Here is a 26,603-nt window from a genome sequence, read left to right as displayed (position 1 = left end):
TCTAGGCGTTCTTGTTGGCGACCGGATCCGGCGCGCCGAACAGGTCATTCCAAGTTTCGATTATGCGGTCGCGCACCGCCAGCAGCTCGTCGTCCGGCTCCTCGACCCGGGCCTCCCGGCCCGCCAGCGTCAGGCGATGGATGCGGTTGCGCAAATCCCGATAGGCATCCGCCAGCACCTCGCTCAGGTCCTCGCCGATCACGCCCTCGCGCCCGAGGGTCTCCAGCGTGCGGATCTTGTCCGGCCAGTTGCAGACGGCGGGATGGTCGTGGGCGGATACCAAAACCCAGTATTGAACCATGAATTCGATATCAGTGATACCGCCCCGATCGCGCTTGAGATGGAAGCCCTGGCCCTTTTTCGAGGCGTGCTCGGCCAGCATGCGCTGGCGCATCTCGACGACCTCCGCCCGCAGGGCATCGGTGTCGCGTTCGCGGGTCAGCACCTCGCGGCGCAGGGCATCGAACCGCTTGCCCAGCTCAGGATCACCGGCGACGAAGCGGGCGCGCACCAGTGCCTGATGTTCCCAGGTCCAGGCGGATTCGTCCTGATAACGCCGGAAGGCCTGCAGCCCGCTGACCAGCAGACCGGAGGTGCCGCTCGGGCGCAGCCGCGTATCCACCTCGTACAGCCTGCCGGCCGCGGTAAAGGCCCCCAGCAGATGGACCACGCGCTGCGCGACCCGGGCAAAGAACTCGGTGTTGTCGATCACCTTCGGCCCGGCGGTCTGCGCGTCCTCGCCCTCGGAATCATGCAGGAATACGACGTCCAGATCGGAGCCATATCCGAGCTCGAAGCCGCCCAGCTTGCCGTAGCCGATCACCGCGAAGCGCGCCGGGCGCAGGTCGTCGCCCTCGCCGCAGCGCGGCGCGCCGTGACGCTCGACCAGCTTGTCCCAGGCGAGCTTGAGCACACGCTCGAGCATCACCTCCGCCAGCCAGGTCAGGTGGTCGGAGACCTTCATCAACGGCAGAAAGCCCATGATGTCGGCCGCCGCCACGCGCAGCGTCTGCACCTGCTTGAACTGGCGCAGGCGGTCCAGCATCTGCTCGTGGTCCTCACCCGGGAACTGCGCGAGCTCCGCCTCCAGTTCCTCGCGCATCCCGTCCCGGTCCGGCGGGGCATACAGGGCACGCGGGTCGAGCAACTCGTCCAGCAGGACGGGGAAGCGCGTCAGCTGCTCGCTGATCCAGGGGCTGGCCGCGACCAGCTTGACCAGCTGCGACAGCGCCAGCGGATTCTCGACCAGCAGCGACAGATACACCGAGCGGCGGGCGATGGTACGTACCATCTGAAGGGCGCGGGGCAGCACTGCGTCCGGGGCATCCATCTCGGCCAGGGCCCCGATCAGCAGCGGCATCAGACGATCCAGCCGTTGGCGTCCCGTGGTGCTCATCGCGCGCACGCCGGGGCTCTCGCGCAAATCCACGAGCCCCTCCAGGGCCGCTCCGGGGTCGTCGAAGCCGAGGGAGGACAAGGCCTCCCGTGCCACATCGTCATCCAGCGAGCCTTGCCACAGGCGATGCAACTGCTGTTCGCGGTCCGCCTCGGGCGAGCTGTCCATGGACTCGGCATCGTCGCGCTGCGGGGCGGTAAACACCTGTTCGAAGTGCGCATGCACCCGGCGCTGCTCGCGCACCAGCGCCGCCTCGAAGGTCACCTCGCTGTCGAATCCCAGCGACAGGGCCAGGCGGGTCCGGTCGCCGGCAGAGCGCGGCAGACGGTGGGTCTGCTGATCGTTGAGCATCTGCAGGCGGTTTTCGACCCGGCGCAGAAAGCGATAACTGCGCTCCAGTTGGTCGACCGCGTAGCCCGGCAGCAGGTCGCGCGCTCGCAGCACCTCCATCACGCCCAGCAGGTCTCGCCGTTGGAGGGCCTGGTCGCGCCCGCCGCGAATCAACTGGAACGACTGGGCGATGAACTCGATCTCGCGGATCCCGCCCTCGCCATGCTTGACGTCCTCGTAGCGCCCCCGCCGGGCGGACTCGTCGTTGATCATCTGCTTGAGTTCGCGCAGGTTCGCGAGCGTGCCGTAGTCCAGATAGCGGCGGTAGATGAACGGACGCAGACGCTTCATCAGCGCATCCCCCGCGGCCGCATCGCCCGCCAGCGGACGCGCCTTGATCAGGGCGTAGCGCTCCCACTCGCGGCCATGCGCCTGGTAGTAGTCCTCCATCGCATCGAAGTGCATTACCAGCGGGCCCGAGTCGCCGAACGGGCGCAGGCGCATGTCCACGCGATAGCAAAAACCGTCGGCGGTCACCTCGGACAGCGCCGCGATCAGGGCACGCCCCAGCTTCTGAAAGTACGCACCGTTATCCAGGACCCGCTCGCCATCAGTCTCGCCGGACTGGGCGTAGGCGAAGATCAGGTCGATATCGGAGGAAAAATTCAGCTCACCACCACCGAGCTTCCCGAGCCCCAGCACGACCAGCGACTGAGGTGCGCCGTCGGCCCCACGCGGCTGCCCGTGGCGACCCTGGTAGTGGCGGTCGAGCCAGTCCAGCGCGCCCTGGATCAGGCCCTGGGCAAGACGACTGAGGTCATGCATGACCTCGTCCAGGTCCGCGCGCCCTTCCAGGTCCCGCCAGGCGATGCGGATCATCTCGCGATGGCGCACCTCCCGCAGCGCGTGCTTCAGCGGCCCCTCGCCCTCGGCCTTCTCCAGCGCGGCGCCCAGCATCGCGGCAAAGGCGTCGTCATCCCGCGCGGGCACCCGCCCCTTGTCATCCAGGGTGTCGAGCAGATAGTCCGGATGCCGACCCACCGTCTGGGCGAGGTAATGGCTGAAGGCCAGCGGGCTGGCCGACTGACCCGACAGGCTGCCGGGCCAGTCGGCCTTTTCGCCAAGGTCCTGCAATAGGTGCTCGACCTCCTCGTCCAGGAAGGGGGGCAGGGCTTCGGGGGTATCAGGCAGGGGCTTGTCCATGGGCCAAGCTTAGGGAAACACTGACCAATTTACACACTCGCGTTGGCACCCCAGGTTTTCCGAGACAAGGCGCGTCGTTCAGCGGGTAGTGGTTCTACCCGCAAGCGGCGCAACGCAGGATCGGGGAACCTGGGGTGCCAACCCCGAAGGGGCTCGGCCGCTGTTGCGTGGGAACGGCGTTGCGGCTCCCTTGTGCAGAATGACTGCACGGCAGTCGCCGCGCCTTGTTCGCACGCAAAAGCGACTCGAGCGCGAGCGTGTAAATTGATCAGTGTTTCCCTTAGGAAACACCGGCCGACGTGCATGCCACCCCCTTGGAAAGGTGCAAAGCCCCAACTCGGCAGCAGAAAATCGTTGACAAGGATGAGAACACAAATAACAATCGTTCTCGTCTAATTTGATCAATGGAAGATTCAGTATGTCGTTTCGCCCCCTTTCCTGGCTGGTGATGGCCGCCGCAGCCGTGGCCGTCTCCATGCCCCTGGTCGGCTGCAGCCCGGCCGACGAAGATGAAGTGAACCTCTACTCGGCGCGGCAGGAGAATCTGATCCAGCCCCTGCTCGAGCAGTTCACCGAGGAGACCGGGATCAAGGTGAATCTGGTCACCGGCAGCGCGGACAGCCTGCTGCAACGCCTGCGCCACGAGGGACGCAACTCGCCCGCGGACGTGCTGATCACCGTGGACGCCGGGCGCCTGCACCACGCCCAGCAGGCGGGCGTGCTGCAGGCCGTGGAATCCGACACGCTGACCGAAAACATCCCCGAGCGCTATCGCGATCCGGAAGGCGAGTGGTACGGCCTGTCGCTGCGCGCGCGCCCAATCCTCTATCACAAGGACCGGGTCGATCCGGATGACCTGTCCACCTACGAGGCCCTGACCGACGAGAAATGGGAAGGTCGTATCTGCATCCGCTCGTCCGACAACGTCTACAACCAGTCGCTGGTGGCCGCGATGATCGCGACCGAGGGCGCGGAGGCCGCCGAGGCCTGGGCCGCCGGCATCGTGAACAACATGGCGCGCCGACCGCAGGGCGGCGACCGGGACCAGATTCGCGCAGTGGCCGACGGGGTCTGTGATGTTGCCATCGCCAACACCTACTACTTGGGGCTGATGCTGGACGGCGATGGCAGCGACCGCGATGTCGCCGAACAGATCGGCGTCTTCTGGCCCAACCAGGACGACCGCGGCACACACGTGAACATCAGTGGTGCGGGCGTGACGGCACATGCCCCGAACCGCGACAACGCCATCCGCCTGATCGAGTTCCTGACCTCGCAGGAGGCGCAACAGTGGTACGCCGAGGCCAACCAGGAATACCCGATCCGGGATGACGTGCCGGCCAGCGAGATCCTGCAGGGCTTTGGCGAGTTCAAGTCCGACGACATCGAGCTGCACCTGCTGGGCGACAACAATAGCGAGGCGGTGCGAATCATGGACCGCGTACGCTGGCGCTGATGCCCTTCGGGTCCACGCGTTTCGCAAGCCCCCGGCTCCGTCCGGGGGCTTACTGTTTCTGCGAAGCCTTTAATGGAGGAGCGGTCTTGGTGGTATTCGAAACAAGAACCTTTATTATTCGCACTCCATGAGCGCCCAGCCCTCCAACCCAGCCCTGCCCGCTACGCGAACCATTTCTCGGGGCCGGCCGCGACTGTCGTTCAGTCTGTGGTCGGTCGTGGCGATTACGGTGGCGCTGGTGCTCGCACTGCCGGTGCTGGTGATCTTCGGGCACGTGTTCATCCCCGCGGGCGAGGTCTGGGAACACCTGCGCCAGACGGTACTGGCCGATTACGTCACCAACTCCCTGGCCCTGCTGGTCGGTGTCGGCATCGGGGTGCTGCTGATCGGCGTCCCGGTCGCCTGGCTGGTGAGCATGTGCGAGTTCCCCGGACGCAGCATCTTTCAGTGGGCGCTGATGCTGCCGCTGGCGATGCCGGCCTACATCATCGCCTACACCTATACCGGCATGCTGGACTTCTCCGGGCCGGTGCAGAGCCTGATCCGCGACCTGACCGGGCTGGGCTACGGGGAGTACTTCTTCCCCGAGATCCGCTCGCTCGGCGGGGCGATGGTCATGCTGATGCTGGTGCTCTATCCGTATGTGTACCTGCTCAGTCGCGCGGCCTTTCTCGAACAATCGGTCTGTGTGCTGGAGGTCTCGCGCACGCTCGGTCAGGGGCCATTCGGCGGATTTCGTCGCGTGGCCCTGCCGCTGGCCCGTCCGGCGATTATCGCCGGGCTGACCCTTGCGCTAATGGAGGTGCTCGCGGACTACGGCACGGTCGCCTATTTCGGCATCAGCACCTTTACCACCGGCGTGTTCCGCACCTGGTACGGACTGGGCGACCCGGCCGCCGCCGCGCAGCTTTCGGCGGTGCTGCTGACCTTCGTCTTCATACTCATCGTGCTGGAGCGCTGGTCGCGCGCAAAGGCCCGCTTCCATCACACCAGCCGTCGCTATTCCACCCTGCCGCGCTATCACCTGCAGGGCTGGAAGGCCGCGGCGGCGTTCACCGCCTGCCTGCTGCCGGTGGTGCTCGGGTTCCTGCTGCCCGCCGCCCAGCTCACGATCTGGGCGGCACAAACCACCGACCACTGGATGAACGCCCGCTTCGCCGAGCTGGTGTTCAACACCTTCTGGCTGGCGGTGGCCGCTGCCGTGATCGCAGTAGTCCTGGCCCTGGTTCTGGCCTACGCCAAGCGCATGCAAGGCGGGACCTTTACCAACCTCGCCGTGCGCGTAGCGGGCATGGGCTACGCGATCCCCGGCACGGTGATCGCGATTGGCGTGATGATCCCGTTCGCCGCCTTCGACAACGCCTTGGACGGCTTCATGCGCGACACCTTCGGGCTGTCGACCGGGCTGCTGCTGTCCGGCACCGTGTTCGCTCTGCTGTTCGCCTACGCGGTGCGCTTTCTCGCGGTCTCGCTGCAGACCGTGGAGGCGGGGCTGGGCAAGATCCAGCCAAGCATGGACGACGCCGCCCGTTCGCTCGGCATGCGTCCCCTGCAGACCCTGACCCGCGTACACCTGCCGATCATGCGCGGCACCCTGCTGACGGCACTGTTGCTGGTCTTTGTCGATGTACTCAAGGAGCTGCCTGCGACGCTGATCCTGCGCCCGTTCGATTTCAACACCCTCGCGGTGCGCGCCTTCGAGCTGGCCGGCGACGAACGGCTGGCGGAATCCTCCAGTGCCGCACTGGCCATCGTGCTGGTCGGGCTGGTTCCCGTTATCCTGCTGTCGATGACCATCGGTCGCTCGCGACCCGGTCAGGGCGCACCCGACCAGCGCCCGGACACCGAGGCCGACGCGCCACAGAAACCGCTCCCCATGCCCGCCGGTACGACCTGACATGACACAAGCCGCTACTTCCAACGCCGCCATCCAGGTCACCCATACGCCACTGCTGGAACTGGATGGCATCGACATCGGCTATGACGGCAAGGCTGTGGTGCACGGGGTCTCGCTGGCCCTGCCCGAGGGGCAGATCGGCTGCCTGCTGGGCCCCTCCGGCTGCGGCAAGACCACCCTGCTGCGCGCGATTGCGGGCTTCGAACCGGTGATGCGCGGGGCCATTCATCTGGGCGGGCGGGCCGTCAGCGAGCCCGGACACACGGTGCCCCCGGAACGCCGTGGCGTCGGCATGGTGTTCCAGGATTTCGCGCTGTTTCCGCACCTGAGTGTCGCCGACAACATCGCCTTCGGCATCCGCGACTGGAGCCGCGATGCACGTACCGATCGCGTTCAGACACTGCTGAAGCTCGTCGGCCTGTCCGGATACGGCGAGTCCTATCCGCACGCCCTGTCCGGCGGCCAGCAGCAGCGCATCGCACTGGCGCGCGCCCTGGCGCCGAAACCCGCGCTCCTGCTGCTGGACGAGCCCTTCTCCAGCATGGACGTGGAGCTGCGCGGTGACCTGGCCCGCGAGGTGCGGCGCATCCTGCGTGCGGAGCACACCACCGCGATCCTGGTGACCCATGACCAGCACGAGGCCTTCGCCTTTGCTGACCGCATCGCGGTGATCCACCAGGGCCGCATTGCGCAATGGGATACCGCCTATAACCTGTACCACCGCCCGGCCGACCGCTTTGTCGCGGACTTTGTCGGCGAGGGCACACTGATCCCCGGCATGGTATGCACCGAGGACCAGGTCGACACGGCCTTTGGCGAGATCCAGGGTTCGATGTCCGAGCAGCTCCCGCCGGGCACTGCGGTGGACGTGCTGGTACGCCCGGACGATATCGCCATCGACAACGAACAGGGCACGGTGCAAACCGAGATCCTGGACAAGGCCTTCCGCGGGGCTGACTTCCTCTACACCCTGAGGCTCCCCGACGGGATCAGTGTGCTGTGCATCGCACCCAGCCACGACAACTTCGTGATCGGCGAGCATGTGCGCCTGCGCCTGGACTTCACCCATCTGGTGGTGTTCTCGCGCGGGAGCGGAGTGGACTGCCCGAGCGTCTGAACCCAGGGGAGACACTGACGTGATCCTTGTCGGGAACTCACGTCCGCGGCAAGACACTGATAGGGACGCCCCCTTTTCCCAAAGCCCTGCGGCTTCCCGCTATCATCGATCCATGACCCTTCTTCCTCGCCCGCATCCATTTTCCCTGCTGCATGCGCATGCGGTTCGGCGGATGAGATGGATCGGGATTCTGCTGGCGCTGCTGGCATTCCCCCTGGCGGCCGACGAGGACAATGGCCCGGTACCGGGCCTGGTGCTGGAGGGCGGCACGGAGCTCCAGCGCGAGAACATTCGCAACAGCCTCAACCTGGCGCGTCAGCCCTGCGACCTGCCCGGCTTTCGCGAGCGCCGCCTGCTACGCGATATGGAGGAGCGAGCCCGCAATGCCCTGCGCGCCGTCGGCCACTACGATGCCGAACTGGACCTGAGTCTGGAACGCGACAACGACGGCTGCTGGGACCTGCACCTGACGTTCGATCCCGGCCCTCCGACCACAGTGGAAACCGTCGACATCCAGGTCACCGGCGAGGGGGTCGGCGATCTCGCGTTCGAGGCCGTACTCAGCCAGACCGACATCCAGGAAGGCGATGTCCTGCGCCATGACCGCTACGACACCCTGCGCAATCGCATGACGCGGATTGCGGCGGATCGCGGCTATTTCGACGCGGACCTGCACACCCGCCGCCTGGAGGTCGACCGCGAAAACCGCACCGCGACCATCCGCCTGCACATGGACACCGGGGAGCGATACCGCATCGGCCGGGTCACGCTGGACCAGGACATCCTGGCGCCAGAGTTCGTCGAGCGCATGATCCCTTTCGAGGAGGGCGACCCCTACAGCTCCTCGCAGATCATCGCGCTGCAGCGAAACCTGAATGACTCGGGGTACTTTTCCGGCGTACGGGTACGCCCCCTGCGTGACGAGGCCGAGGACCGCCACGTCCCGATCGTGGCCGAGTTCGAGCCTCGTCGGCGGCACAGCTACGAGGCCGGCATCGGCTACTCCACCGATATCGGCCCGCGCCTGCGCTTTCGTTTCGAGAACCGCTATGCCAACAAGCGCGGTCACCGCTATCACGCGGAGCTGGAGGCCTCCCCGGTACGCTCCGGTGTGGGCTTCAACTACGCGATCCCGCTGCGTGACCCGCTGCGCGAGCAGCTGAACCTGTTCACGACCTACCGCACCGAGGACACCGATTCCCAGCAGTCGGACCGCTTCCAGATCGGGGCCAACCGCGTGCTGCAGCGAACCGGCGGCTGGCAAACCACCGAGGGCCTGCGCTACGAGTACGAGGACTACACCGTCGGCGAAGAGACGGATCGCAGCCGCCTGCTGATCCCGTCTTACCGCATCGGCCGCATGGAGGCGGACGACCCGATGACCCCACGCCGCGGCTACCGCTTCGACATCACCGTGCAGGGGGCCCAGGAAGAGCTGCTATCCAGCACCTCGTTCGCTCAGGTGCTGGCCAGCGGCAAAGTCGTACGCGCCATCGGCCCGGGACGGGTCCTGGCCCGCGCCGATGCCGGATTCACCGAGGTGGATTCGGTCCACGAACTACCCAGTTCCCTGCGCTTTTTCGCCGGCGGGGACGCCAGCATCCGCGGCTACGGCTACCAGAAGGTCGGCCCGACCAACGAGGACGGCGACGTGATCGGCGGGCGCCACAAGGTGGTCGGCAGCCTGGAGTACGACATCCCGGTTCGCGGCAACTGGAGCGCCGCCGCCTTTGTGGATGCGGGCAACGTTGTCAACGAATGGACCGAGTTCGACCCGGTTTACGGCGTCGGCGTGGGCGTGCGCTGGCGTTCGCCCGTGGGACCGATCCGCGTCGACATTGCCCACGGCCCGGATTCCGATGACGACTTCCGCATCCACTTCTCCATGGGGCCGGACCTGTGAGGCGCCTGGGCAAGACACTGCTGTGGCTGATCGGCGGGGTCCTGCTGCTCCTGGTCCTGGTGATCGGGAGTTTGGTCGCCCTGCTCGCCTCCGAGAGCGGCACGCGCTGGCTGGTCGAACAGGCCGAGCAGCACGCCCCAGTGGATCTGCGCATCGAACGCGTGGAGGGCACGCTGTTCACCGAGCTCGCAATCCACGGTCTCTACCTGTCCCTGCCGGACGGCCCCCGCATCGAACTGGACGAGGGCCGCCTGGGCATCGACGCCCGCGCCGGCCTGCGCGGTGAGCTGCGGATCCCGGTTGTACATGCGACCGGGCTGCTGATCGACCTGCCACCCGAGGCGATCGATGACGACGAAGAGCCGTTCGAACTACCCGATGCGATCCGCCTCCCATTGGCCGTGCAGCTGGAGGATGTCCTGCTGAGCGACCTGCGGGTCTACCGCGAAGGCGAGCCGCTGGTCACCATCACGCAGATCGCGGCCCAGGCCCGCGCCAGCGGCGCCCTGATCGAACTCCAGCACCTCGACCTGGACATGCCGGAGATCCAGGCACGATTACAGGCGCGGGTCGAGACTGAAGGTGGCTACGCGGTGAACGCCGAGGGCACCTGGACCGCGCCCCTGCCGGACGCCGTGGCCGAAGGCCTCGACACCAACGAGGCACAAGGGCGGCTGGAGCTGGACGGACACCTGCGTGAGCGCCTGCGGCTGCATCACGCCCTGAGCGCCGGCATGGATCTGACCCTGCAGGCCGAGGTGGTCAATGTGCTGGAGGACCCGCGCTTCGACATCGAGGCCACCTGGACCCCGTTCGCCTACCGTCTCGCCCCGGACCAGACCGCGCATCTCGCCATGGGACGGCTGCGTGCTTCCGGCGAGCCCGACGACTGGTCGCTGGGCCTGGATGGCGGCGCCCGGCTGGACGACATGCCGGCAGTCGAACTCGTGCTACAGGCCCATGGTGATTTGTCCATGGCCGAGATCGATTCACTGAGGCTGGATTCCGAGGCCGGACGCCTGGCGCTCGCCGGACCCATCCGCTTCGACGAGGTCCTCGACTGGGACCTGCAACTGGCGCTCGACGACCTCGACCCCGCCCCCCTGGGTCTGGAAATGGACGCCGGCCTGGAGCGGCTCCGGGCCACCCTGCGGGGCCGCCTCCCGCTGGACAGCGAACAGACACCACTCGCGGCCCTGGAAGCCGCGATCGACATCGACGAGCTGCGAGGCCACTTCGAGGACCACGCCCTGACCGGACAGCTGGGCCTGACGCTCGCGGACGGTACGGCCCGCCTGCGCGAGAGCGAACTCAAGGTCGACGAAGACGCCCTGACGGCCGCCCTCAGTGGACAGGTCGCGGGGCTGGGCGGGGACCTGTCCGATCCGGGGCACGCGCTGGATCTCGAAATGGATCTGGCACTGACCGCACCGGATCTCGCGCGCCTGCAGGAAGAGCTGGAAGGTCACCTGGATCAGCTGCGCATCGCCGTGTCCGGCCGCTATACCCCCGCCTCGGGACAGCTCCAGGCCCAGCTGCGCCTGGACCCCCTGCGGGCTGAAAGTCATGGCATTGGCGTGACCGGCGACGGGCGCGTGGACCTGACCGAGAGCGGCGCCCGGATCGATCGCCTGCGCCTGGCGATGGACGACGGCGGGCGCCTGGATCTGGCGGGAGACGTAGGCTGGGCCGAGGGTCTCGACTGGGACCTCGCACTGCAGGCCGAGGCATTGGACCCGGCCATCATCACACCCGAGGCACCCGGCCGCCTCGACCTGACACTCAGCACCCGCGGCGGGCAGGCCGAGGACGGCGTACTGCATCTGCAGGCCGAACTGGAGCGCCTGACCGGCACCCTGCGCGAGCAGCCGGTCGAAGGGCGCGGCCGAGCCGAGCTGGAAGGCGATGCCCTGACGGTCGAACAACTGGAGCTGGCGCTCGGCGCCAACACCCTGAGCGCACAGGGCCGCTGGACCGAGGTGCTGGATTTCCGCCTGCGGGTAGATGCCCCGGAACTGCAGCAGCTATGGCCCGACCTTGCGGGACAACTGAACCTGGATGCGCACGTCACCGGGTCTCCCGAGGCGCCACAGGTAGCGGCCGAAGGCGACGGTGCCGGCCTCCGGCTGGGGGATATCGCGCTGGCGCGGCTGCAGCTGAACGCCGAGGCCGGGCTCGCGGAAGACACCCCCGCCCGGCTGGACCTGCGGCTGGAGGACCTGGAACCGGCCACCGGGATCCACCTGGCCGACGTGCACCTGAGGGCCTCGGGGACCGTCGACGACCATCGCCTGGATCTGGACGTGGATGGCCGGGAACTGGGTACGCTGGCACTGGCGATGGCGGGGGGCTTCGACCTCGACGCCACGCACTGGAGCGGCCGGCTGACCCGCCTGGACCTGACGCAACCCCAGGCGGGCGACTGGTCGTTGCCGTCCCCGGTCGGCCTGGAAGGCGGCCCGGAGTCCGCAGACCTCGAGCGTCTGTGCCTGGCCCGGGAAGGCGGGCGCATCTGCGCCGAAGGTCGCTGGCAGGAGGCGACAGGCGGAGACTTCAGTGCACTCCTGGAGAACCTGGAGCTTGGCTGGCTGGAGCCCCTGTTGCCGCCTGAACTGGGCATCGAGGGGCAGATCAATGCCGAGGCCAGCGGCCGCCTGGATGAGCAGGGGCGCATCGACGCGGATCTGGCCGTACGCCCGACGGATGGGCGCCTGATGGTGCGCGACGAGGATGGCGAGTTGCAGGATGTGCCCTACCGGGATGTCCATCTCGATGCGCGGGTACGCGACCGCGACGTGGATGTCGATTTTCGACTCGGCTTTCTCGATGGCGGTATCGCACGGGCGACACTCGAACTACGTCCCGACGGCGACGATACGCGCATCGATGGCGATTTCGAGGCCCGCCTCGATGATCTGTCCTGGATTGCGGCGGCAAGCCCCGACATTCAGCGCCTTCGCGGCGTGCTCGATGCCCGTCTGACATTCGGCGGGCGCCTGGACGCCCCGCTGGTCGAGGGCGCCGTGCGCTTTACCGACGGGGGCGTGCTGATCCCGGATGCCGGGATCGACATCCTGATCCCCGAGGTGACCGCAAACGTCGTCTCCGCCGAGGAGATGACCCTGGACGGGCGGCTGGAGTCAGGCGATGGTGCCATCGACCTCGCGGGTCGCGTGGACCTGGGGGGTGATGGACCGCGTGCCGAGATGCAGCTGCGCGGAGAAGACTTCCTCGCCGTCAATCGGGTGGACGCCGAGGCGACGATCACACCGGATCTGGAGCTGGTGTTCACGCCCGAGGACGGCATCCGCGTGCGCGGCGAGGTGCTGCTGCCGTGGGCCCGAATCCGCCCACCGGACCTGCCCCCGGGCGCGATCCGCGTCTCCGGAGACGAGATCATCCTGGGCGAGGAGCTGGAAGAGGCACAGGCGCTGAAGACGGATATCCGCATCCGCATCCGTCTGGGTGACGACGTGCGCTTTGACGGCCACGGGCTTACGGCCCGCTTTGCCGGCGAAGTGGATGTCGAGGAGATTGCCGGGCGTCCGACCCAGCTGTTCGGGGAGATTCGCATCCCCGAGGGGCGCTTCAATGCTTACGGACAGGATCTGCGAGTCGACCGCGGCATCCTGCTGTTCCAGGGGCCTGCGGAAACACCGGAACTGGACCTGCGCGCCGTGCGCACGGTACGCGAGTACAACGTAACGGTGGGCCTCGAGATCGGCGGGACCCCGGACAACCTGCGCTCGAGGGTGTTCTCGGAACCCGCGATGGACGAGACCGAAGCCATGGCCTTCCTGCTGACCGGACGGCCACTCTCGGGGGCGTCGGAGTCGGACGGCAACATGATCGCGTCGGCGGCCGCGGCCTACGGCCTCGAACAAAGCGCGCTGATCACCCAGCGGATCGGGACGGAACTGGGGCTGGACGAGGTTACGATTGATACTGAAGGCGGTATCGAGGAGAGCGCCCTGACCCTGGGGCTGTATCTGTCCCCGCGCCTGCTGCTGCGCTACTCGGTGGGCTTGTTCGACAATACCTCGCGGGTGTTGCTGAGCTACGAGCTCAGCCGGCGGCTGACACTGGAGACCTCCTCCGGCACCACCGAGCAGACCGTAGACCTGATCTACCGGATCGAACGCTAAGCCCGAACCAGGCTCCGGGGCCTGTCAAGATCGCTCCAGCTTCTTCGCGCGTTCCGACCTCTGGTGCGTCTATCTAGCTCGATTCCCCGTTGTGGCGGATAGCCTGCTGAATGCGCTGACGGATCTGGCTGCGGTAGAGCTGCTCGTTGGGGATACCGACTAGCGGCTGGCCCACCGGATTGCCCTCGGCGTCAAAGGCCATGATGGTCGGGACCACACGCGCCCCGTAGGCACGGCCCAGCTCGTGACCGCGGCGCACCTCGCCGTCGAAGTCGCGCACCTCGTCACGGTTGAGGATGACCTTGCGAATGTGGATACCCTCGTAGCTCGCATCCTCGCTCATCGGACCCAGGTGCTGGTGTTCCGCCCGATCACAATAGGGACAGCTGTCGGAGGCGAACATGATCAGGGTCGGCTTGCCGTCCCCGTTCTGCACCAGGGACTGCAGATCCGTGGCCCGCTCGATCCCATGCGCGGAGGCGGCGCCAGACAGCAACATGCCCCCGAGCATCAGGACGATCGTCAGGCCGACCAGACGGATGCCCTTGTGTAGCTTGAGCGTATGCAGATTCATGATCAGTAAGGTCCTCCGGTTTTGGAGTTAGTCTAGGACGGAAGGCTTAACCGGAACTTAACGCGCCCCCGCGCCGCAACCACATAACCAGGGCTCCAAGACCCTTCATAAAAAAGGCCCCGCCGAGGCGGGGCCTGATTCCCGGACCATCGGACGAACCGATGGCCGGATACCGACAGCTATAGAGACCTTAGTCGGCGCGCTGACGCACGTCGGAGGTCACTTCCACGCGACGGTTGGCCTCGCGGCCTTCGCGGGTGGAGTTGTCGGCGGTCGGGCGGTCCTCACCGTAGCCCACGGTACGGATGTCGTCTTCACGCACACCTTCGCTGGCCAGGAAGTCGGCCACGGACTGGGCGCGACGCTCGGACAGGCCCTGGTTGTAGTCGGCCGGGCCGATGGTGCAGGTGTGACCTTCGACCAGCACCGAGCTGTACTCGGCGTCGTCGGCGGTCAGGCTGCGGGCCAGTTCACGCAGGGCATCGCGGCCTTCCGAACGCAGTTCGGCGCTGTCAAAATCGAACAGGGCCTGGGCGCTCAGCGTGGTGGTTTCAAACTCGGGCTCGGGCTCGGGCTCGGGCTCGGGGGCCGGATCCGGCTCGGGGGCCTCCGCGGTTTCCTGGATGTAACCGGCGCACTCGGAATGACGGACGTTTTCCGGTGCCCAGGAACGGGTGCGCACGCACTCGCCAGAGCGATCCATCACGACATTACCGCTGCGGTCGGTGACGTTGGCCGCCGGCGGCTCCTGAGCCACTGCCTGGCTCGCGGTACCGATCAGCAGCGTGGCCACGGACGCGGCCAGAATATTCTTAACCAGCTTGTGATTCATGTTCATAGCCTCCTTGTAAAAACAAACGACGACTGATCAGAGACAAGCGCGTTGCCGAACGGTTGACTCCCGACCGGAATCTGGAGCAGCGAGCGCCAAGCCCTCTACAGCAGCTTGATAGTGGCACATGCTTTCCGGTTTTGCACGCATTCCAGCCAAGAATTGTATCGGCATCACAACGTTGTCACATTAAGGAAACACCTGCCTGTGATCAGGCGACTCCCTTCTTCTGTCTGATCAGGGCAACTACCTGCCCATCAAAACGCCGACCTTACCTAGAACCTTGTTCCCTTAAGGACACACAGATTACTTGTGGGTTCCGATGTACAAGAACAGGGTGGCGCGATCCAGACAAAAAGACCCCGCCGCAGCGGGGTCTCCTGTTGCTTGGCGTCACAAAAGGCCGAGCGGCTTACATCATGCCGCCCATGCCTCCCATACCGCCCATACCACCCATGTCGTCCATGCCGCCACCGGCACCGCCGTCGTCCTTCTTCGGCAGCTCGGCCACCATGGCCTCGGTGGTGATCAGCAGGGCGGCCACGGACGCGGCGTTCTGCAGCGCCGAGCGGGTCACCTTGGTCGGATCCAGGATGCCCATATCGATCATGTCGCCGAACTCGCCGGACGCGGCGTTATAGCCGTAGTTACCCTTGCCTTCCAGGACCTTGTTCAGGATCACGGAGGGCTCTTCGCCGGTGTTGTAGACGATCTGGCGCAGCGGCTCTTCCATCGCGCGACGGGCGATGTTCACGCCGGCGGTCTGCTCGTCGTTGTCACCCTTGAGCTTGGCGATCGCCGCACAGGCACGCAGCAGGGCCACGCCACCGCCGGGGACCACGCCTTCTTCAACCGCCGCACGCGTGGCGTGCAGGGCGTCCTCGACGCGGGCCTTCTTCTCTTTCATCTCGACCTCGGTGGCAGCACCGACCTTGATCACCGCCACACCACCGGCCAGTTTGGCCACGCGTTCCTGCAGCTTTTCCTTGTCGTAGTCGGAAGTCGCTTCCTCGATCTGGGCACGGATCTGGTCGACGCGGGCCTTGATGTCCTTGTTCTGACCCATGCCGTCGATGATCGTGGTGTTTTCCTTGGTCACCTGCACCTTCTTGGCACGACCCAGGTCTTCCACCGTGGTCTTCTCCAGCGACAGGCCGACCTCTTCGGAGATCACCTGGCCGCCGGTCAGCACGGCGATGTCCTGCAGCATGGCCTTGCGGCGGTCGCCAAAGCCCGGGGCCTTCACGGCGGCAACCTTCACGATGCCGCGCATGGAGTTCACCACCAGCGTGGCCAGGGCCTCGCCCTCGATGTCCTCGGCGATGATCAGCAGCGGCTTGTTGGACTTGGCCACACCTTCCAGGATCGGCAGCAGATCACGGATGTTCGAGATCTTCTTGTCGAACAGGAGGATGTAGGCGTCGTCCAGCTCGGCGCTCATGTTCTGCTGGTTGTTGATGAAGTACGGCGACAGGTAGCCGCGGTCGAACTGCATACCTTCCACGACATCCAGCTCGTTCTCCAGCGAGGAGCCTTCCTCGACGGTGATCACGCCTTCTTTGCCGACCTTGTCCATCGCATCGGCGATGATCTCGCCAATCGCGGTGTCGGAGTTGGCGGAGATCGAGCCGACCTGAGCGATCGCCTTGTGCTCGGTGCACGGCTTGGACAGTTTCTTCAGTTCCTGGGTCGCGGACTTCACGGCCTTGTCGATGCCGCGCTTCAGGTCCATCGGGTTCATGCCAGCGGTGACCGCCTTCATGCCTTCACGGACGATGGACTGAGCCAGCACGGTCGCGGTGGTGGTGCCGTCACCGGCGGCGTCGGAGGTCTGCGAGGAGACTTCCTTGACCAGCTGGGCGCCCATGTTCTCGAACTTGTCATCCAGTTCGATTTCCTTGGCCACGGACACGCCGTCCTTGGTGACAGTCGGGGCGCCGAAGGCCTTGTCCAGGACCACGTTGCGGCCCTTGGGACCGAGGGTGACCTTCACGGCGTTGGCCAGGGTGTTCACGCCCTTGGCCATGCGGGTGCGGGCGTCGTTACCAAAACGGACTTCTTTAGCACTCATGTCTCGTTCTACTCCTGCAAAAAATGGGGATAGGGGCGGATCCGCGGGGCTTAGCCCTCGATCACGGCCATGATGTCGTCTTCGCGCATCACCAGGACGTCTTCGCCTTCGACCTTGACCTCGGTGCCGGAGTACTTGCCGAACAGCACCTTGTCGCCAGCCTTCACGTCCAGGGCGCGGACTTCGCCGCTTTCCAGGATCTTGCCGTTACCGACCGCAACCACTTCGCCGCGAATCGGCTTTTCGGCCGCCGAGTCCGGGATCACGATGCCGCCGGGGCTGGTGCGTTCTTCTTCCATACGCTTCACGATGACGCGATCGTGCAAAGGCCGCAGGTTCATGGTGCGAACTCCTTATATCGATGTTCTTAACAGGTTGGAGGATGTCGGGTAGGCGCCCTGTTAGCACCCACCCCGAACGAGTGCTAATAATAGGGGCACACCAAGCCGAGTCAAGGGCGCGGGGAAGGAGAATTCTCAGCGGCGGTCGTCGTGGTCCAGGCGATCATCGGGCGCGGACTCGTCACCGGCGTCGTGGCGACGGAACTCCCCCTCGATCGGGCCGCCCGGCCCGGCCGGACCCGAGCCACTCGTGCGTGCCCGGATCATGCCCCGACGCAGGATGCCCTCGGCCGCCCAGCGCCGCAGCGGCGGCACCAGCAGCACAAAGCCCGCCGCGTCGGTGAAAAACCCGGGCAACAGCAGCAGGACCGCCGCCGACATCAGCAGCCAGCCCTCGACCAGCCCGCGCGCAGGCATCTCGCCGCGGGCCAGGCTCTGCTGCAAGCGGCGCCAGTGGTAGAAGCCCTGCAGGCGAAACAGCAGCAGACCCGCCGCGGCCGTCGCGATCACCAGCGCCACCGTGGCGAGCGCCCCGACAGCGTCGCCCACCCAGGCAAAGCCGAAGATCTCGAGCAATACCAACCCGAGAAAAACAAACAACGGGAGGAAGGGGCTGCGCATGAATAACGGGTTCCATAAAAGAAGAGCAGAACATTGGAACACGCCCCCAAACCGCTGTCGAACAGCCCTCTCAGGGGGCATGCCACCAACGCTCGCTTCGCTCTCTTTTCCTTGCAACCGAGAGGGAATTGAGGGACGCTCTGGCCCGTCTTAACTGTGAACGTCTTCAGAAATCCGGAGCCCAGCCGCATGAGACCGCGCCGCATCATTTCCCTGCTCCCCGCCCTACTGGCGGCCCTGCTCCTGCTGCTCCCGGGATTGGGCAGCGCTGGCGTGGAAGACCCGCGCGATCCGAACCACCACTTCTTCGACCCGACCTTCGGCGACTTCCAGGAAGAACTGGAAGAGGCCCGCGAGGCCGGCAAGAAAGGCATCCTGCTGTTCTTCGAGATGGATGACTGCCCGTTCTGCCACCGCATGAAGAATCAGGTCCTGAATCAGCCGGAAGTGCAGGAGTTTTACAAGGACCGCTTCCGCATCTTCGCGGTGGATGTCGAAGGCTCGATTGAGGTCGTCACCTTCGAGGGCGATACCAAGACGATGATGGACTTCGCCACCCGCGACTTTCGGGTGCGTGCAACGCCGGTATTCCAGTTCTTCAACCTGGAAGGCGAACCCATCGCTCGCTTTACCGGGGCTACCCGGGATGTCGACGAATTCCTGCTGCTGGGCGAGTTCGTCGCCGAAGGGCATTACGAAGACGGCAATTTCACCCGCTTCCGTCGCGAACGCGCTGGACGATAGGTACCCCGATGCATCCAGCACATGCGGCGCGCCGGCAAGCGCGGCGTCGAATGGTAACGCCCCTTCTGGCCAGCCTCGTCGCACTCGGCGTTGCGCTTTTGCCTGCCACCGGTGGCGCACTGGACACTCCGGCAGATGGCGTGATCGATCCCGAACCACTGCCCGAGCCGTTGCGGCTGCAAAGCGCGCTGACCGCGGTCGACGCCCTCCACCCACAGGTCCGACGGGCGCGGGCGGAACGCGAGATCGCCGAACAGGAACTGGCCGGCACCCAGGCCGGGCGCGACGTCACGGTGAATGCGCGGCTGGAGGCTCGCTGGATCGAGCCCAATGACCTCGCCCCGGATCAGAGCCGCAACGACTCGCGGGCCACCATCGTCGCCCGCAAGCTGCTGAGCGACTTCGGCCAGTCGAACGCGCGCGAGGCCGCCAGCACCCAGCGCCTCGAGGCCGCCCGCGAGATGGAGATCCTGGCGCACGCCCGGCACTCGCTGCATGTCATGGAGCGGTACTTCAACGTCCTGCTCGCCGATCTCGGTTTTGCCCGCGACACCGAGGCCATGGCAGCCGCATTCGTCAGCAAGGAGCGTGCGGAAGAACGCGCCGAGCGTGGACAGGTCTCGGATATCGAGGTCTTTCGCCTGGAGTCGGAGTACCAGACCCTGCGCGTGCAGCGCCAGCGCGCGCTGCAGAATCAGCGCCGAGCCCGCGACGAGCTGGCCGAGGCCCTGAACCGACCCGGCGAGCGCATCCGCACCGTCCTGGCACCCGCCCTGCCGCTGGATCTCCCGGACCTCCCGGGCCTGGACGACCTGATGGCCGAACTCGACAGCGCCAATCCAACCCTTGCCGCCGAGCGCCTGCAAGTAGAGGCCGCCGCACGCGGCGTGGATGCGGCCCGCGCCCAGCGCCGCCCACGCCTGTATGCGGAGGCCGAGACGGGCTACTGGAACCGCGAGTTTGGCGGCGATCGCAACCCCTTTGCCGCCGGGCTCGTGCTGGAAGTGCCGTTGTACGAGGGGCGCCGCCAGGACAGCCGGGTCGGGCATGCGGTCGCGGCCCGGCAGCGCGCGGAGGCGGACCTGGGGCAGGCACGGATCGAGGCCCGCAACCGCCTGCGCGAGCTCTATCACGAGGCCCAGGCCCTGCGGATGCAGCGTGACGAGGCCGAATGGCGCATGGATTATCGCCAGCTGTATATCGACCGCGCCCGCTACCTGTACGACATCGAGGACCAGGCCGATCTCGGCGACTCGATGGTCCAGCAAAGTGCGGCGGCTTATTTCAATGCCCAGACCGAGTTCGAACTGGCTATGGTCTACGAGCGCCTCGCGCTGCTGACCGGCCGTAGCGACCTGAGCCCCTTTCGCCTGGCCGGCACGGCCATGGCAGAACGGGAATAACGAATGCGCGCCCGCGGGCGCCCCGAGGGAGAACACCCGATGTCCATCGATCGCCTGATCCCGGGCAACCCAGGCCGACGACTGCTGCTCTCGGCGCTCGCTTGTTGCGCCCTGCTGGTACTGCCCTCCACGGGGTTGGCGACCGACGACAGCGACGCACTTGAGGGTCAGCTCGACTGGGGCCAGACCTACCGCATCACAGCACCGGTGGCCGGCAAGATCGAGGTGATCGAGGTCCGCCCGGGCGAGCATGTCGACCAGGACGCCGCCCTGTTCCGCCTGGATACGCGGAGGGTCGAGGCGGACCTGCGTGCCGCGCAGGCCGCCATCGAGCGCCTGCAACTGGAACTGGACGAGGCCAATCGCGAGGTCGAAAAGGCGGAGGACCTGTACGACCAGACCCTGATCGCCTTGCGCGAGGTGGAACTGGCACGCATCCAGCAGGCCACCGTCGCCGCGCGTCTGGCCGAGGCGCGCGCCCAGCGCGACCGGGCGCGCGCCGATCGCGACGACGCCACAGTCCGCGCGCCGGCCAGCGGCCGCGTCACGCGTATTGATGTCTCCCCCGGCCAGTTCGTGAATCCCGCCCTGGCGCCGGCCGTGCTGGCGGTACTGGGGGCCGGGGACACCATGCGGGTCCGCGCCCTGGTGGCACCGGAGCGCATTCAGTCGCTCAGCGAGGGGCAGGAGGTCACGATTACGGTTGGCGAGCACGAGTTTTCGGGCACGATCGACCGGATCGGCTGGGAACTTGTAGGCAAAGACGAGGATCAGGGATACCGGATCGAGGCCGAATTCTCGCCGAGCGACGATGCCGTGCTGCGCCCCGGCCAGCCGGCCCGGATCGAACTTCGCACAAACTCCTGATGCCCAAGAGTCGATGATGCCGGACAAGGAACCCGACAACTCGAACGTGCGCGCCTGGCTGGTACTCACCACACTGGACGACCCCACCGAGGCCGAGACCCTGGCGGGTGAACTGGTCCAGCGCGGCCTGGCGGCCTGCGTGCACATCCTCCCGGCCGGACGCTCAATTTACGTGTGGAAAGGGAATATCGAGACCGATTCCGAAGTCACACTGCTGATCAAAACCTCCGTCGATGCCCGCGATGAGTTGCAGGCCCACCTGACGGAACATCACCCGTATGAGACCCCGGAGATTATCGCCGTGCCGATCACGCACGGGTCCCCGGATTACCTGAACTGGATAACGCAATGCACCTCCTGAATCTGCGCAACTGGCTGGCGACCTTCCTGGTCGCGTTCCTGCTGACCCCGGCCCTGGCGAACGCCATCTTCGATGACGATCTGCTGGACCCGGATGATGCGTTCAGCCTGAGCGCGGAGGCCATTGACGCCGACACGATCCGCCTGACCTGGGAGATCGCGGACGGCTACTACATGTACCGCGAGCAGTTCGAGTTCGAACCCGAGAGCGAAGGGTTGGAGCTCGGCGAACCGAACATCCCCGACGGCGAGAAGAAGACCGACGAGTTCTTCGGCGAGGTCGAGACCTATCGCGACGAGATCAGCATCGAGCTTCCGATCCTCGCGGCTGAAAGCACCGAGATCGAACTGACCGCGCGCTCGCAGGGTTGCGCCGACCTCGGCGTGTGCTATCCGCCCCACTTCCAGACCGTATCGCTGGAGCTCCCGGGCCTGCCGGGCGAGAACGGTGAAGAGGCGACCGAAGACGAAGCCGTCGATGAGGAGCGCAGCGCCCTGGACGAGATGGGCGACCTCTCCGGCGACCTGGGTGCCGCCGACGACCTGCTCGAGCCGGAAGAGGCCTTCGCCGCCTCGCTCGAGGCCATCAGCCAGAATGCGGTCATCCTGCGTTTCGAAATCGCCGAGGACTACTACCTCTACCGCGACCAGCTCGACGTGCGCATCGCCGAGGGCGACGGGATCGAGCTGGGACCGGTCAACCCGCCCGAGGGCGAACGTCACGAGGACGAGTTCTTCGGCGAGACCGAGATCTATCGCGACCAGGTCGAGATCCTGGTCCCGATACTGCGCGACGCGGACGACGTCTCCGAGATCACCCTGGCGATTGACTACCAGGGCTGCTGGGACGGGGGCGTGTGCTACCCGCCGCTGACCCAGGAGGTCTCGGTCAGCTTCGACTCCGACCTGGCCGCAGAGGCCGACGAAGACGCCCTGCCGGAGACCGGCGACGAAGCCCTGGACGAGATCGAGACCACCGATGCCGCCCCGGAAGAGGACGACGAGGCGGCCGCCCCCGTCACCCAGCAGGACCGCATCGCGGCCCAGCTGGCCGATGGTCAGATCTGGCTGGTGGCCCTGGCCTTCTTCGGCTTCGGGCTGCTGCTGACGTTCACCCCCTGCGTATTCCCGATGATCCCGATCCTGTCGAATATCATCATCGGGCAGAAGAACCTGACCACCCGCAAGGCATTCCTGATCTCGCTGGTGTTCGTGCTGGCGATGGCACTGACCTACACCATCGCCGGGGTATTCGCGGGCCTGGCCGGGGCCAACCTGCAGGCGGCCTTCCAGAACCCCTGGATCATCGGCACGTTCGTGGCGATCTTCATTGCGCTGGCGATGTCGATGTTCGGCTTCTACGAACTACAGATGCCGGCCGGCGTGCAGAGCAAGCTGTCGCAGATCAGCAACCGTCAGGAAGGCGGCACCTACATGGGCGCCGGGATCATGGGCTTCCTCTCGGCCCTGATCGTCGGCCCGTGCGTGACCGCGCCGTTGATTGGCGCCCTGCTCTACATCAGCCATACCGGTGACGCCGTCCTGGGTGGCATCGCCCTGTTCTCCCTGAGTATGGGCATGGGTGCCCCGCTGCTGGTGATCGGCACCTCGGCCGGCCGCCTGCTGCCGAAGGCCGGCCCGTGGATGGACACCATCAAGGCGGTATTCGGTGTGGGTCTGCTGGCGATCGGGATCTGGCTGCTCGAACGGGTGATCCCGGGCGAGCTGGCGATGTTCCTGTGGGCCATCCTGCTGATCGTGACGGCGGTGTACATGGGCGCGCTGCGCACCCTGCCGGAGGGAAGTTCGGGCTGGTACACGCTGTGGAAGGGCCTGGGTGTAGTCCTTCTGATCTACGGCATCCTGCTGATGCTGGGCGCGGCCACCGGCGGCAAGGACGTCTTCCGCCCGCTGGCCACACTCAACCAGCCGACGATGACGGCCAGTGGCGAACGCTCCGGCCCCACGGAGATGGAGTTCACCTACATCGACAGCCTCGATGACCTGGAACGCGAGCTGGAACAGGCCCAGAACAACAACCAGCCGGTGTTCCTGGACTTCTATGCCGACTGGTGCGTGGACTGTGTGCGCCTGGAACGGACGACCTTCCAGGACCAGCGCGTGATCAGTGCGATGGCGGACGTGCACCTGCTCAAGGTGGATGTGACCGACAACACCTCCGAGCACCGCAACCTGATGCGCGAGTTCAACCTGTTCGGGCCGCCCGCGATGATCTTCTGGGATTCCGACGGCAACGAGTTGCGCAACTATCGCAACGTGGGCTACCTGAACGCCGACCGCTTCCTGGCCCATGTAGAAAATGCGCTCGGGGTGACGCCATGAAGCATCGCTCGCACACATTTGGCTGGATCGCCCTTGCCGCCGCCGGTGCCCTCCTGCTGGCCGGCTGCGAGGAACCGACACCGGAAATGGATACCGCCGAGGCAAATGGGGGCGAAGCCGCGGAGGCCGCCGCCGAAGAGGCCCAGGGTGACCGCCGCATCGACTTCACCCTTCCAGATCTGGACGGTAACGACCGCCAGCTGAGCGAGTGGGATGGCGACCTGATCGTGCTCAACTTCTGGGCGACGTGGTGCCCGCCGTGCAAGAAAGAGATGCCGTTGTTCCAGGAGACCTGGGAAGAGCATCGGGACGATGGCTTCACCATCGTCGCCGTCGCCGTGGACGAACTCAGCGCAACCCAGCACTTCGTCGATGACTTCGGGATCGAATTTCCGATCCTGATCGGCCAGGACGAGGCCGTGGAAGTCGGTCGCAAGTACGGAAACCGCATCGGCGCACTGCCCTACACGGTGCTGATCGACCGCGATGGCATTATCCGTGACACCCATCGCGGCGAGGTCGAGGAAGAAGACCTGCAGGCCTGGCTGGACGATTACCTCTAAGGGCGTGCGACGGCAGCGGCGGCCAGGCCATCGAATCCCGCCTGCTGGAGCTTGCATTCCGCCAGGCGCACGGCCGCCACGAGCGCCTGTTCGGGGGGCTCGCCCGAGACCAGTGCATTGATCAGCCCGGCATTGAAGGTATCGCCAGCTCCCACGCTGTCGACGACACGCAAACCCGGGGTGGGCGCGCAATAGACCTGTAGTTCATCCTGTGCGAGCCAGGCCCCCTCGGCTCCGGCCGTCACGGTTACGATACGCCCGGGGTAACGGCGGGCCAGTTCGGCCGCGGCCTCGTCAGGGCGTGCCGCAATTCCCTGCGCCCAGTCCCGCGACAGCATCAGGACATCGGCCCACTCGAGACACGCCTCCAGACCCGGGCGTCGCTTCTCCAGTTCCAGTGAGATCGGTTGGTCCGTTACGGCTTCGCGGACCCGGGGCAGAATCTCGCGCAAGGTCTCCGGCTGGCGCCCCTCGAAATGCAGCCAGTCGTACTCCTCCCACGCGATCCGCCTCAGATCGGCTGCACTCAGCTCGGGCAGGTCGCGGTGGTGCACGATGGTACGGCTACCCGAGTCGCGCGAACGCAGGATATGCGAGGTCGGGGTCGCGCCCGGGTGCCGCACACACGCGCCTGTATCGACGCCGCTCGCCTCAAGGCGTTCCCGCAGCCAGTCACCCGACCCATCCTCCGCGAACACGGCGGCCAGGGCCGCACGATGACCGAACTGCGCAAGGATGCGGGCAGTGTTGGTCGCGTTGCCCCCTGGCTGAGAGGAGCTGGCCAGGGCGCGAATTTCGTCGTCCTCGCGCGGATAGCGCTCGACGTCCAGAGTGTGATCCAGGGTTGCAATGCCCGTTGTCAGGATGCGCGCCATGCTGCTCTCGTCATTCGACCGGGCTGTATTGTGCGGGCCGCGAAGCCCGGCGTCATCCGCGACATCCCGACGACAGCCTGCGACAATGTGGCCTCACCCGATCACGACGAGCGGCATGGCAACCTTCCCCTCCCCGGAAACCGCCGAGGCGGCGTTCTACGAGGCCTTTCAAGCAGGCGACTCCGACGCCATGCGCACGATCTGGCTGGACAGTCCCGAATGCGTCTGTATTCACCCCGGGGGCGAGCGCCTGCTCGGGACCGACGTCATCCTCGAGAGCTGGGACGACATCCTGCCGAACATGCGAGGCGTCGTGATCCACCGCACCGAGCTGAACATCATCCCGGGGCAGGACCTGGTGATCCACACCCTGCGCGAAAACCTCTACGTCAGCGGCGAACGCCGCGGCGTGATGTTGGCCACGAATGGTTACCGCCTCGAGGGCGAGAGCTGGCGGATGTTCCTGCATCATGCCAGCCCCGATCCCGACCCGCCGCCGGCCTGGGATACAGGACGGGTGCACTGATGGGCGGGGCGAGCGACGAACGCCTGGCGGCCTACTACGAGGCCTTTCGTGCCGCGGACATTGAGCGGATGATGCGGTTATGGGCAGAACGCCCGGATATCGTCTGCGTGCACCCGGGCAGCCCACGCGCGCATCGCGGGGTTTCCGAGGTGATGGAGAGCTGGCTACTGGTATTCGCACGCGAGCTGAATATCGGGATCGAGCCGCGCATCGTCGGGCGCCAGGAAACGACCGAAAGCCTGAGTCTCGTGATCGAGGAGGCAATTACCCGCCCCGGCGATGTCGCGGCCACCGGGACCATCCTGATCAGCCAGACCTGGCGCCGCAGCGGCGATAGCTGGCGACTCCAGTTTCACCATGCCTCGCACGGACGCCGCGCACCGCCCTCGCAGCAGGGGATGTTCGTGCCGGATGGGGGCGGCTCCACCCGACACTGACGTGCAAGCGGTTCTGGCGCGAAAGACTCAGCCCTCTGAACGGGGCTGGCACAGATCCGGACGCTGGACCTTGAGGGCATCACAGACCCCGCGAACGGCATCGCGCACGCGTCGTCCCCGTCCCTCCAGTGTCATGCTCGCAATCTCCCGATAAAGCGGATCACGGCGCTCGAACAGCTCCTGCAGCTTGGCCCGTGGGTCTGCCACCTCGTTCAGCAGGGGGCGTTTGCGATTGCGGCGCGTGCGCCGGAACTGCTCGTCCACCGGGACGCGCAGGTAGATCACGAAGTGCTCGCGCAGGAGGTCACGGTTCTCCGGGCGCTCGACGATTCCGCCGCCTGTGGCGATTACCGCTCCATCGCGTTCTAGTAGCGATTGCAGCATCGCCGACTCGCGCTTGCGAAAACCCGCCTCGCCCTCGAACTCGAAGATCGTGGGTATATCCACGCCGGTACGCCGCTGGATCTCCTGATCGGTGTCGAAGAACGGGCGCCGCAGCAGCCCCGCCAGCCCGCGCCCGATTGTGCTCTTGCCGGCCCCCATGGGCCCTACCAGGACAATGTTCTGCATGGCGGCAAGGCTACTGGCCTCGCTGGACA

At 66.2% G+C, this 26,603-nt stretch carries 21 protein-coding genes; 13 read left to right on the top strand and 8 right to left on the bottom strand.

Annotated elements, in window-relative coordinates; all coding sequences use genetic code 11:
- Position 1 precedes the first annotated feature (1 nt).
- Positions 2-2,929: a bifunctional [glutamate--ammonia ligase]-adenylyl-L-tyrosine phosphorylase/[glutamate--ammonia-ligase] adenylyltransferase gene (gene glnE, locus F467_RS0103770; RefSeq protein WP_018139067.1), complete on the bottom strand. Its 2,928-nt coding sequence runs from the start codon at positions 2,927-2,929 to the stop codon at positions 2-4.
- A gap of 418 nt (positions 2,930-3,347) precedes the next feature.
- Here glnE and F467_RS0103765 point away from each other — a divergent pair, with 418 nt between their 5' ends.
- The 5 genes from F467_RS0103765 to F467_RS0103745 all read left to right on the top strand — a co-directional run bounded on the left by F467_RS0103765 (position 3,348) and on the right by F467_RS0103745 (position 13,447).
- The gene (locus tag F467_RS0103765; RefSeq protein ID WP_018139066.1) at positions 3,348-4,385 is read left to right on the top strand and encodes a Fe(3+) ABC transporter substrate-binding protein; all 1,038 of its coding nucleotides are present in this window, start codon (positions 3,348-3,350) and stop codon (positions 4,383-4,385) included.
- A 217-nt stretch (positions 4,386-4,602) separates the two neighbouring features.
- Positions 4,603-6,282, top strand: coding sequence for an ABC transporter permease subunit (locus F467_RS0103760; RefSeq protein WP_018139065.1), 1,680 nt, complete (start codon positions 4,603-4,605; stop codon positions 6,280-6,282).
- Position 6,283: 1 nt separating this feature from the next.
- On the top strand, positions 6,284-7,399 hold the full coding sequence (locus tag F467_RS0103755) for an ABC transporter ATP-binding protein (protein WP_018139064.1): 1,116 nt from the start codon (positions 6,284-6,286) through the stop codon (positions 7,397-7,399).
- A 172-nt stretch (positions 7,400-7,571) separates the two neighbouring features.
- Entirely contained in the window at positions 7,572-9,302 is a 1,731-nt protein-coding gene (locus tag F467_RS0103750; protein ID WP_018139063.1) for an autotransporter assembly complex family protein, read from the top strand.
- Positions 9,299-13,447 (top strand): translocation/assembly module TamB domain-containing protein, encoded by a 4,149-nt coding sequence (locus F467_RS0103745; protein WP_018139062.1) that lies wholly within the window; start codon positions 9,299-9,301, stop codon positions 13,445-13,447. Before F467_RS0103750 ends, F467_RS0103745 begins: the two co-directional genes overlap by 4 nt.
- A gap of 73 nt (positions 13,448-13,520) precedes the next feature.
- Here the strand turns inward: F467_RS0103745 and F467_RS0103740 are convergent, their stop codons facing one another.
- The 5 genes from F467_RS0103740 to F467_RS0103720 form a co-directional block, all read right to left on the bottom strand.
- Positions 13,521-14,021 carry a thioredoxin fold domain-containing protein gene (locus tag F467_RS0103740; protein ID WP_018139061.1) on the bottom strand — a complete coding sequence of 167 codons (501 nt, stop codon included), beginning with the start codon at positions 14,019-14,021 and terminating at the stop codon, positions 13,521-13,523.
- 190 nt (positions 14,022-14,211) lie between these two features.
- Positions 14,212-14,853, bottom strand: coding sequence for an OmpA family protein (locus F467_RS0103735; protein WP_018993115.1), 642 nt, complete (start codon positions 14,851-14,853; stop codon positions 14,212-14,214).
- A 412-nt stretch (positions 14,854-15,265) separates the two neighbouring features.
- Positions 15,266-16,924, bottom strand: coding sequence for a chaperonin GroEL (gene groL, locus F467_RS0103730; RefSeq protein ID WP_018649196.1), 1,659 nt, complete (start codon positions 16,922-16,924; stop codon positions 15,266-15,268).
- A 50-nt stretch (positions 16,925-16,974) separates the two neighbouring features.
- Complete coding sequence (groES, locus tag F467_RS0103725; RefSeq protein ID WP_018139058.1) at positions 16,975-17,265, bottom strand: co-chaperone GroES; 291 nt, start codon at positions 17,263-17,265, stop codon at positions 16,975-16,977.
- A 135-nt stretch (positions 17,266-17,400) separates the two neighbouring features.
- Positions 17,401-17,886, bottom strand: coding sequence for an FxsA family protein (locus tag F467_RS0103720; RefSeq protein WP_018139057.1), 486 nt, complete (start codon positions 17,884-17,886; stop codon positions 17,401-17,403).
- A gap of 189 nt (positions 17,887-18,075) precedes the next feature.
- Here F467_RS0103720 and F467_RS0103715 point away from each other — a divergent pair, with 189 nt between their 5' ends.
- The 6 genes from F467_RS0103715 (at position 18,076) to F467_RS0103690 (ending at position 24,166) form a co-directional block, all read left to right on the top strand.
- Complete coding sequence (locus F467_RS0103715; RefSeq protein ID WP_018139056.1) at positions 18,076-18,630, top strand: thioredoxin family protein; 555 nt, start codon at positions 18,076-18,078, stop codon at positions 18,628-18,630.
- A gap of 140 nt (positions 18,631-18,770) precedes the next feature.
- Positions 18,771-20,033: a TolC family protein gene (locus tag F467_RS0103710; RefSeq protein ID WP_018139055.1), complete on the top strand. Its 1,263-nt coding sequence runs from the start codon at positions 18,771-18,773 to the stop codon at positions 20,031-20,033.
- 3 nt (positions 20,034-20,036) lie between these two features.
- The gene (locus tag F467_RS0103705) at positions 20,037-20,900 is read left to right on the top strand and encodes an efflux RND transporter periplasmic adaptor subunit (RefSeq protein ID WP_018139054.1); all 864 of its coding nucleotides are present in this window, start codon (positions 20,037-20,039) and stop codon (positions 20,898-20,900) included.
- A 13-nt stretch (positions 20,901-20,913) separates the two neighbouring features.
- Positions 20,914-21,261: a divalent-cation tolerance protein CutA gene (gene cutA, locus F467_RS0103700; RefSeq protein WP_018139053.1), complete on the top strand. Its 348-nt coding sequence runs from the start codon at positions 20,914-20,916 to the stop codon at positions 21,259-21,261.
- Positions 21,249-23,603, top strand: a complete 2,355-nt coding sequence (gene dsbD, locus F467_RS0103695) for a protein-disulfide reductase DsbD (protein WP_018139052.1) — start codon at positions 21,249-21,251, stop codon at positions 23,601-23,603. The genes cutA and dsbD overlap by 13 nt, the downstream gene beginning before the upstream one ends.
- A complete protein-coding gene (locus F467_RS0103690; RefSeq protein ID WP_018139051.1) occupies positions 23,600-24,166 on the top strand; it encodes a peroxiredoxin in 567 nt (188 codons plus the stop codon). The genes dsbD and F467_RS0103690 overlap by 4 nt, the downstream gene beginning before the upstream one ends.
- Here F467_RS0103690 and F467_RS0103685 read toward each other — a convergent pair.
- Entirely contained in the window at positions 24,163-25,041 is an 879-nt protein-coding gene (locus F467_RS0103685; protein ID WP_018139050.1) for a carbohydrate kinase family protein, read from the bottom strand. The genes F467_RS0103690 and F467_RS0103685 overlap by 4 nt on opposite strands.
- A gap of 115 nt (positions 25,042-25,156) precedes the next feature.
- Here F467_RS0103685 and F467_RS0103680 point away from each other — a divergent pair, with 115 nt between their 5' ends.
- Positions 25,157-25,567, top strand: a complete 411-nt coding sequence (locus F467_RS0103680; protein ID WP_018139049.1) for a nuclear transport factor 2 family protein — start codon at positions 25,157-25,159, stop codon at positions 25,565-25,567.
- Positions 25,567-26,004, top strand: a complete 438-nt coding sequence (locus F467_RS0103675) for a nuclear transport factor 2 family protein (protein WP_018139048.1) — start codon at positions 25,567-25,569, stop codon at positions 26,002-26,004. The genes F467_RS0103680 and F467_RS0103675 overlap by 1 nt, the downstream gene beginning before the upstream one ends.
- A gap of 27 nt (positions 26,005-26,031) precedes the next feature.
- Here F467_RS0103675 and F467_RS0103670 read toward each other — a convergent pair whose 3' ends face one another.
- On the bottom strand, positions 26,032-26,574 hold the full coding sequence (locus F467_RS0103670) for a shikimate kinase (protein WP_018175257.1): 543 nt from the start codon (positions 26,572-26,574) through the stop codon (positions 26,032-26,034).
- Between the last annotated feature and the right edge of the window lie 29 nt (positions 26,575-26,603).

It is taken from the genome of Thioalkalivibrio sp. ALJ12 (assembly GCF_000378305.1).
Taxonomy (GTDB): Bacteria; Pseudomonadota; Gammaproteobacteria; order Ectothiorhodospirales; family Ectothiorhodospiraceae; genus Thioalkalivibrio.
The sequence above is the reverse complement of the archived record's forward strand: the minus strand, read 5'-3'. Positions and strand labels throughout refer to the sequence as shown.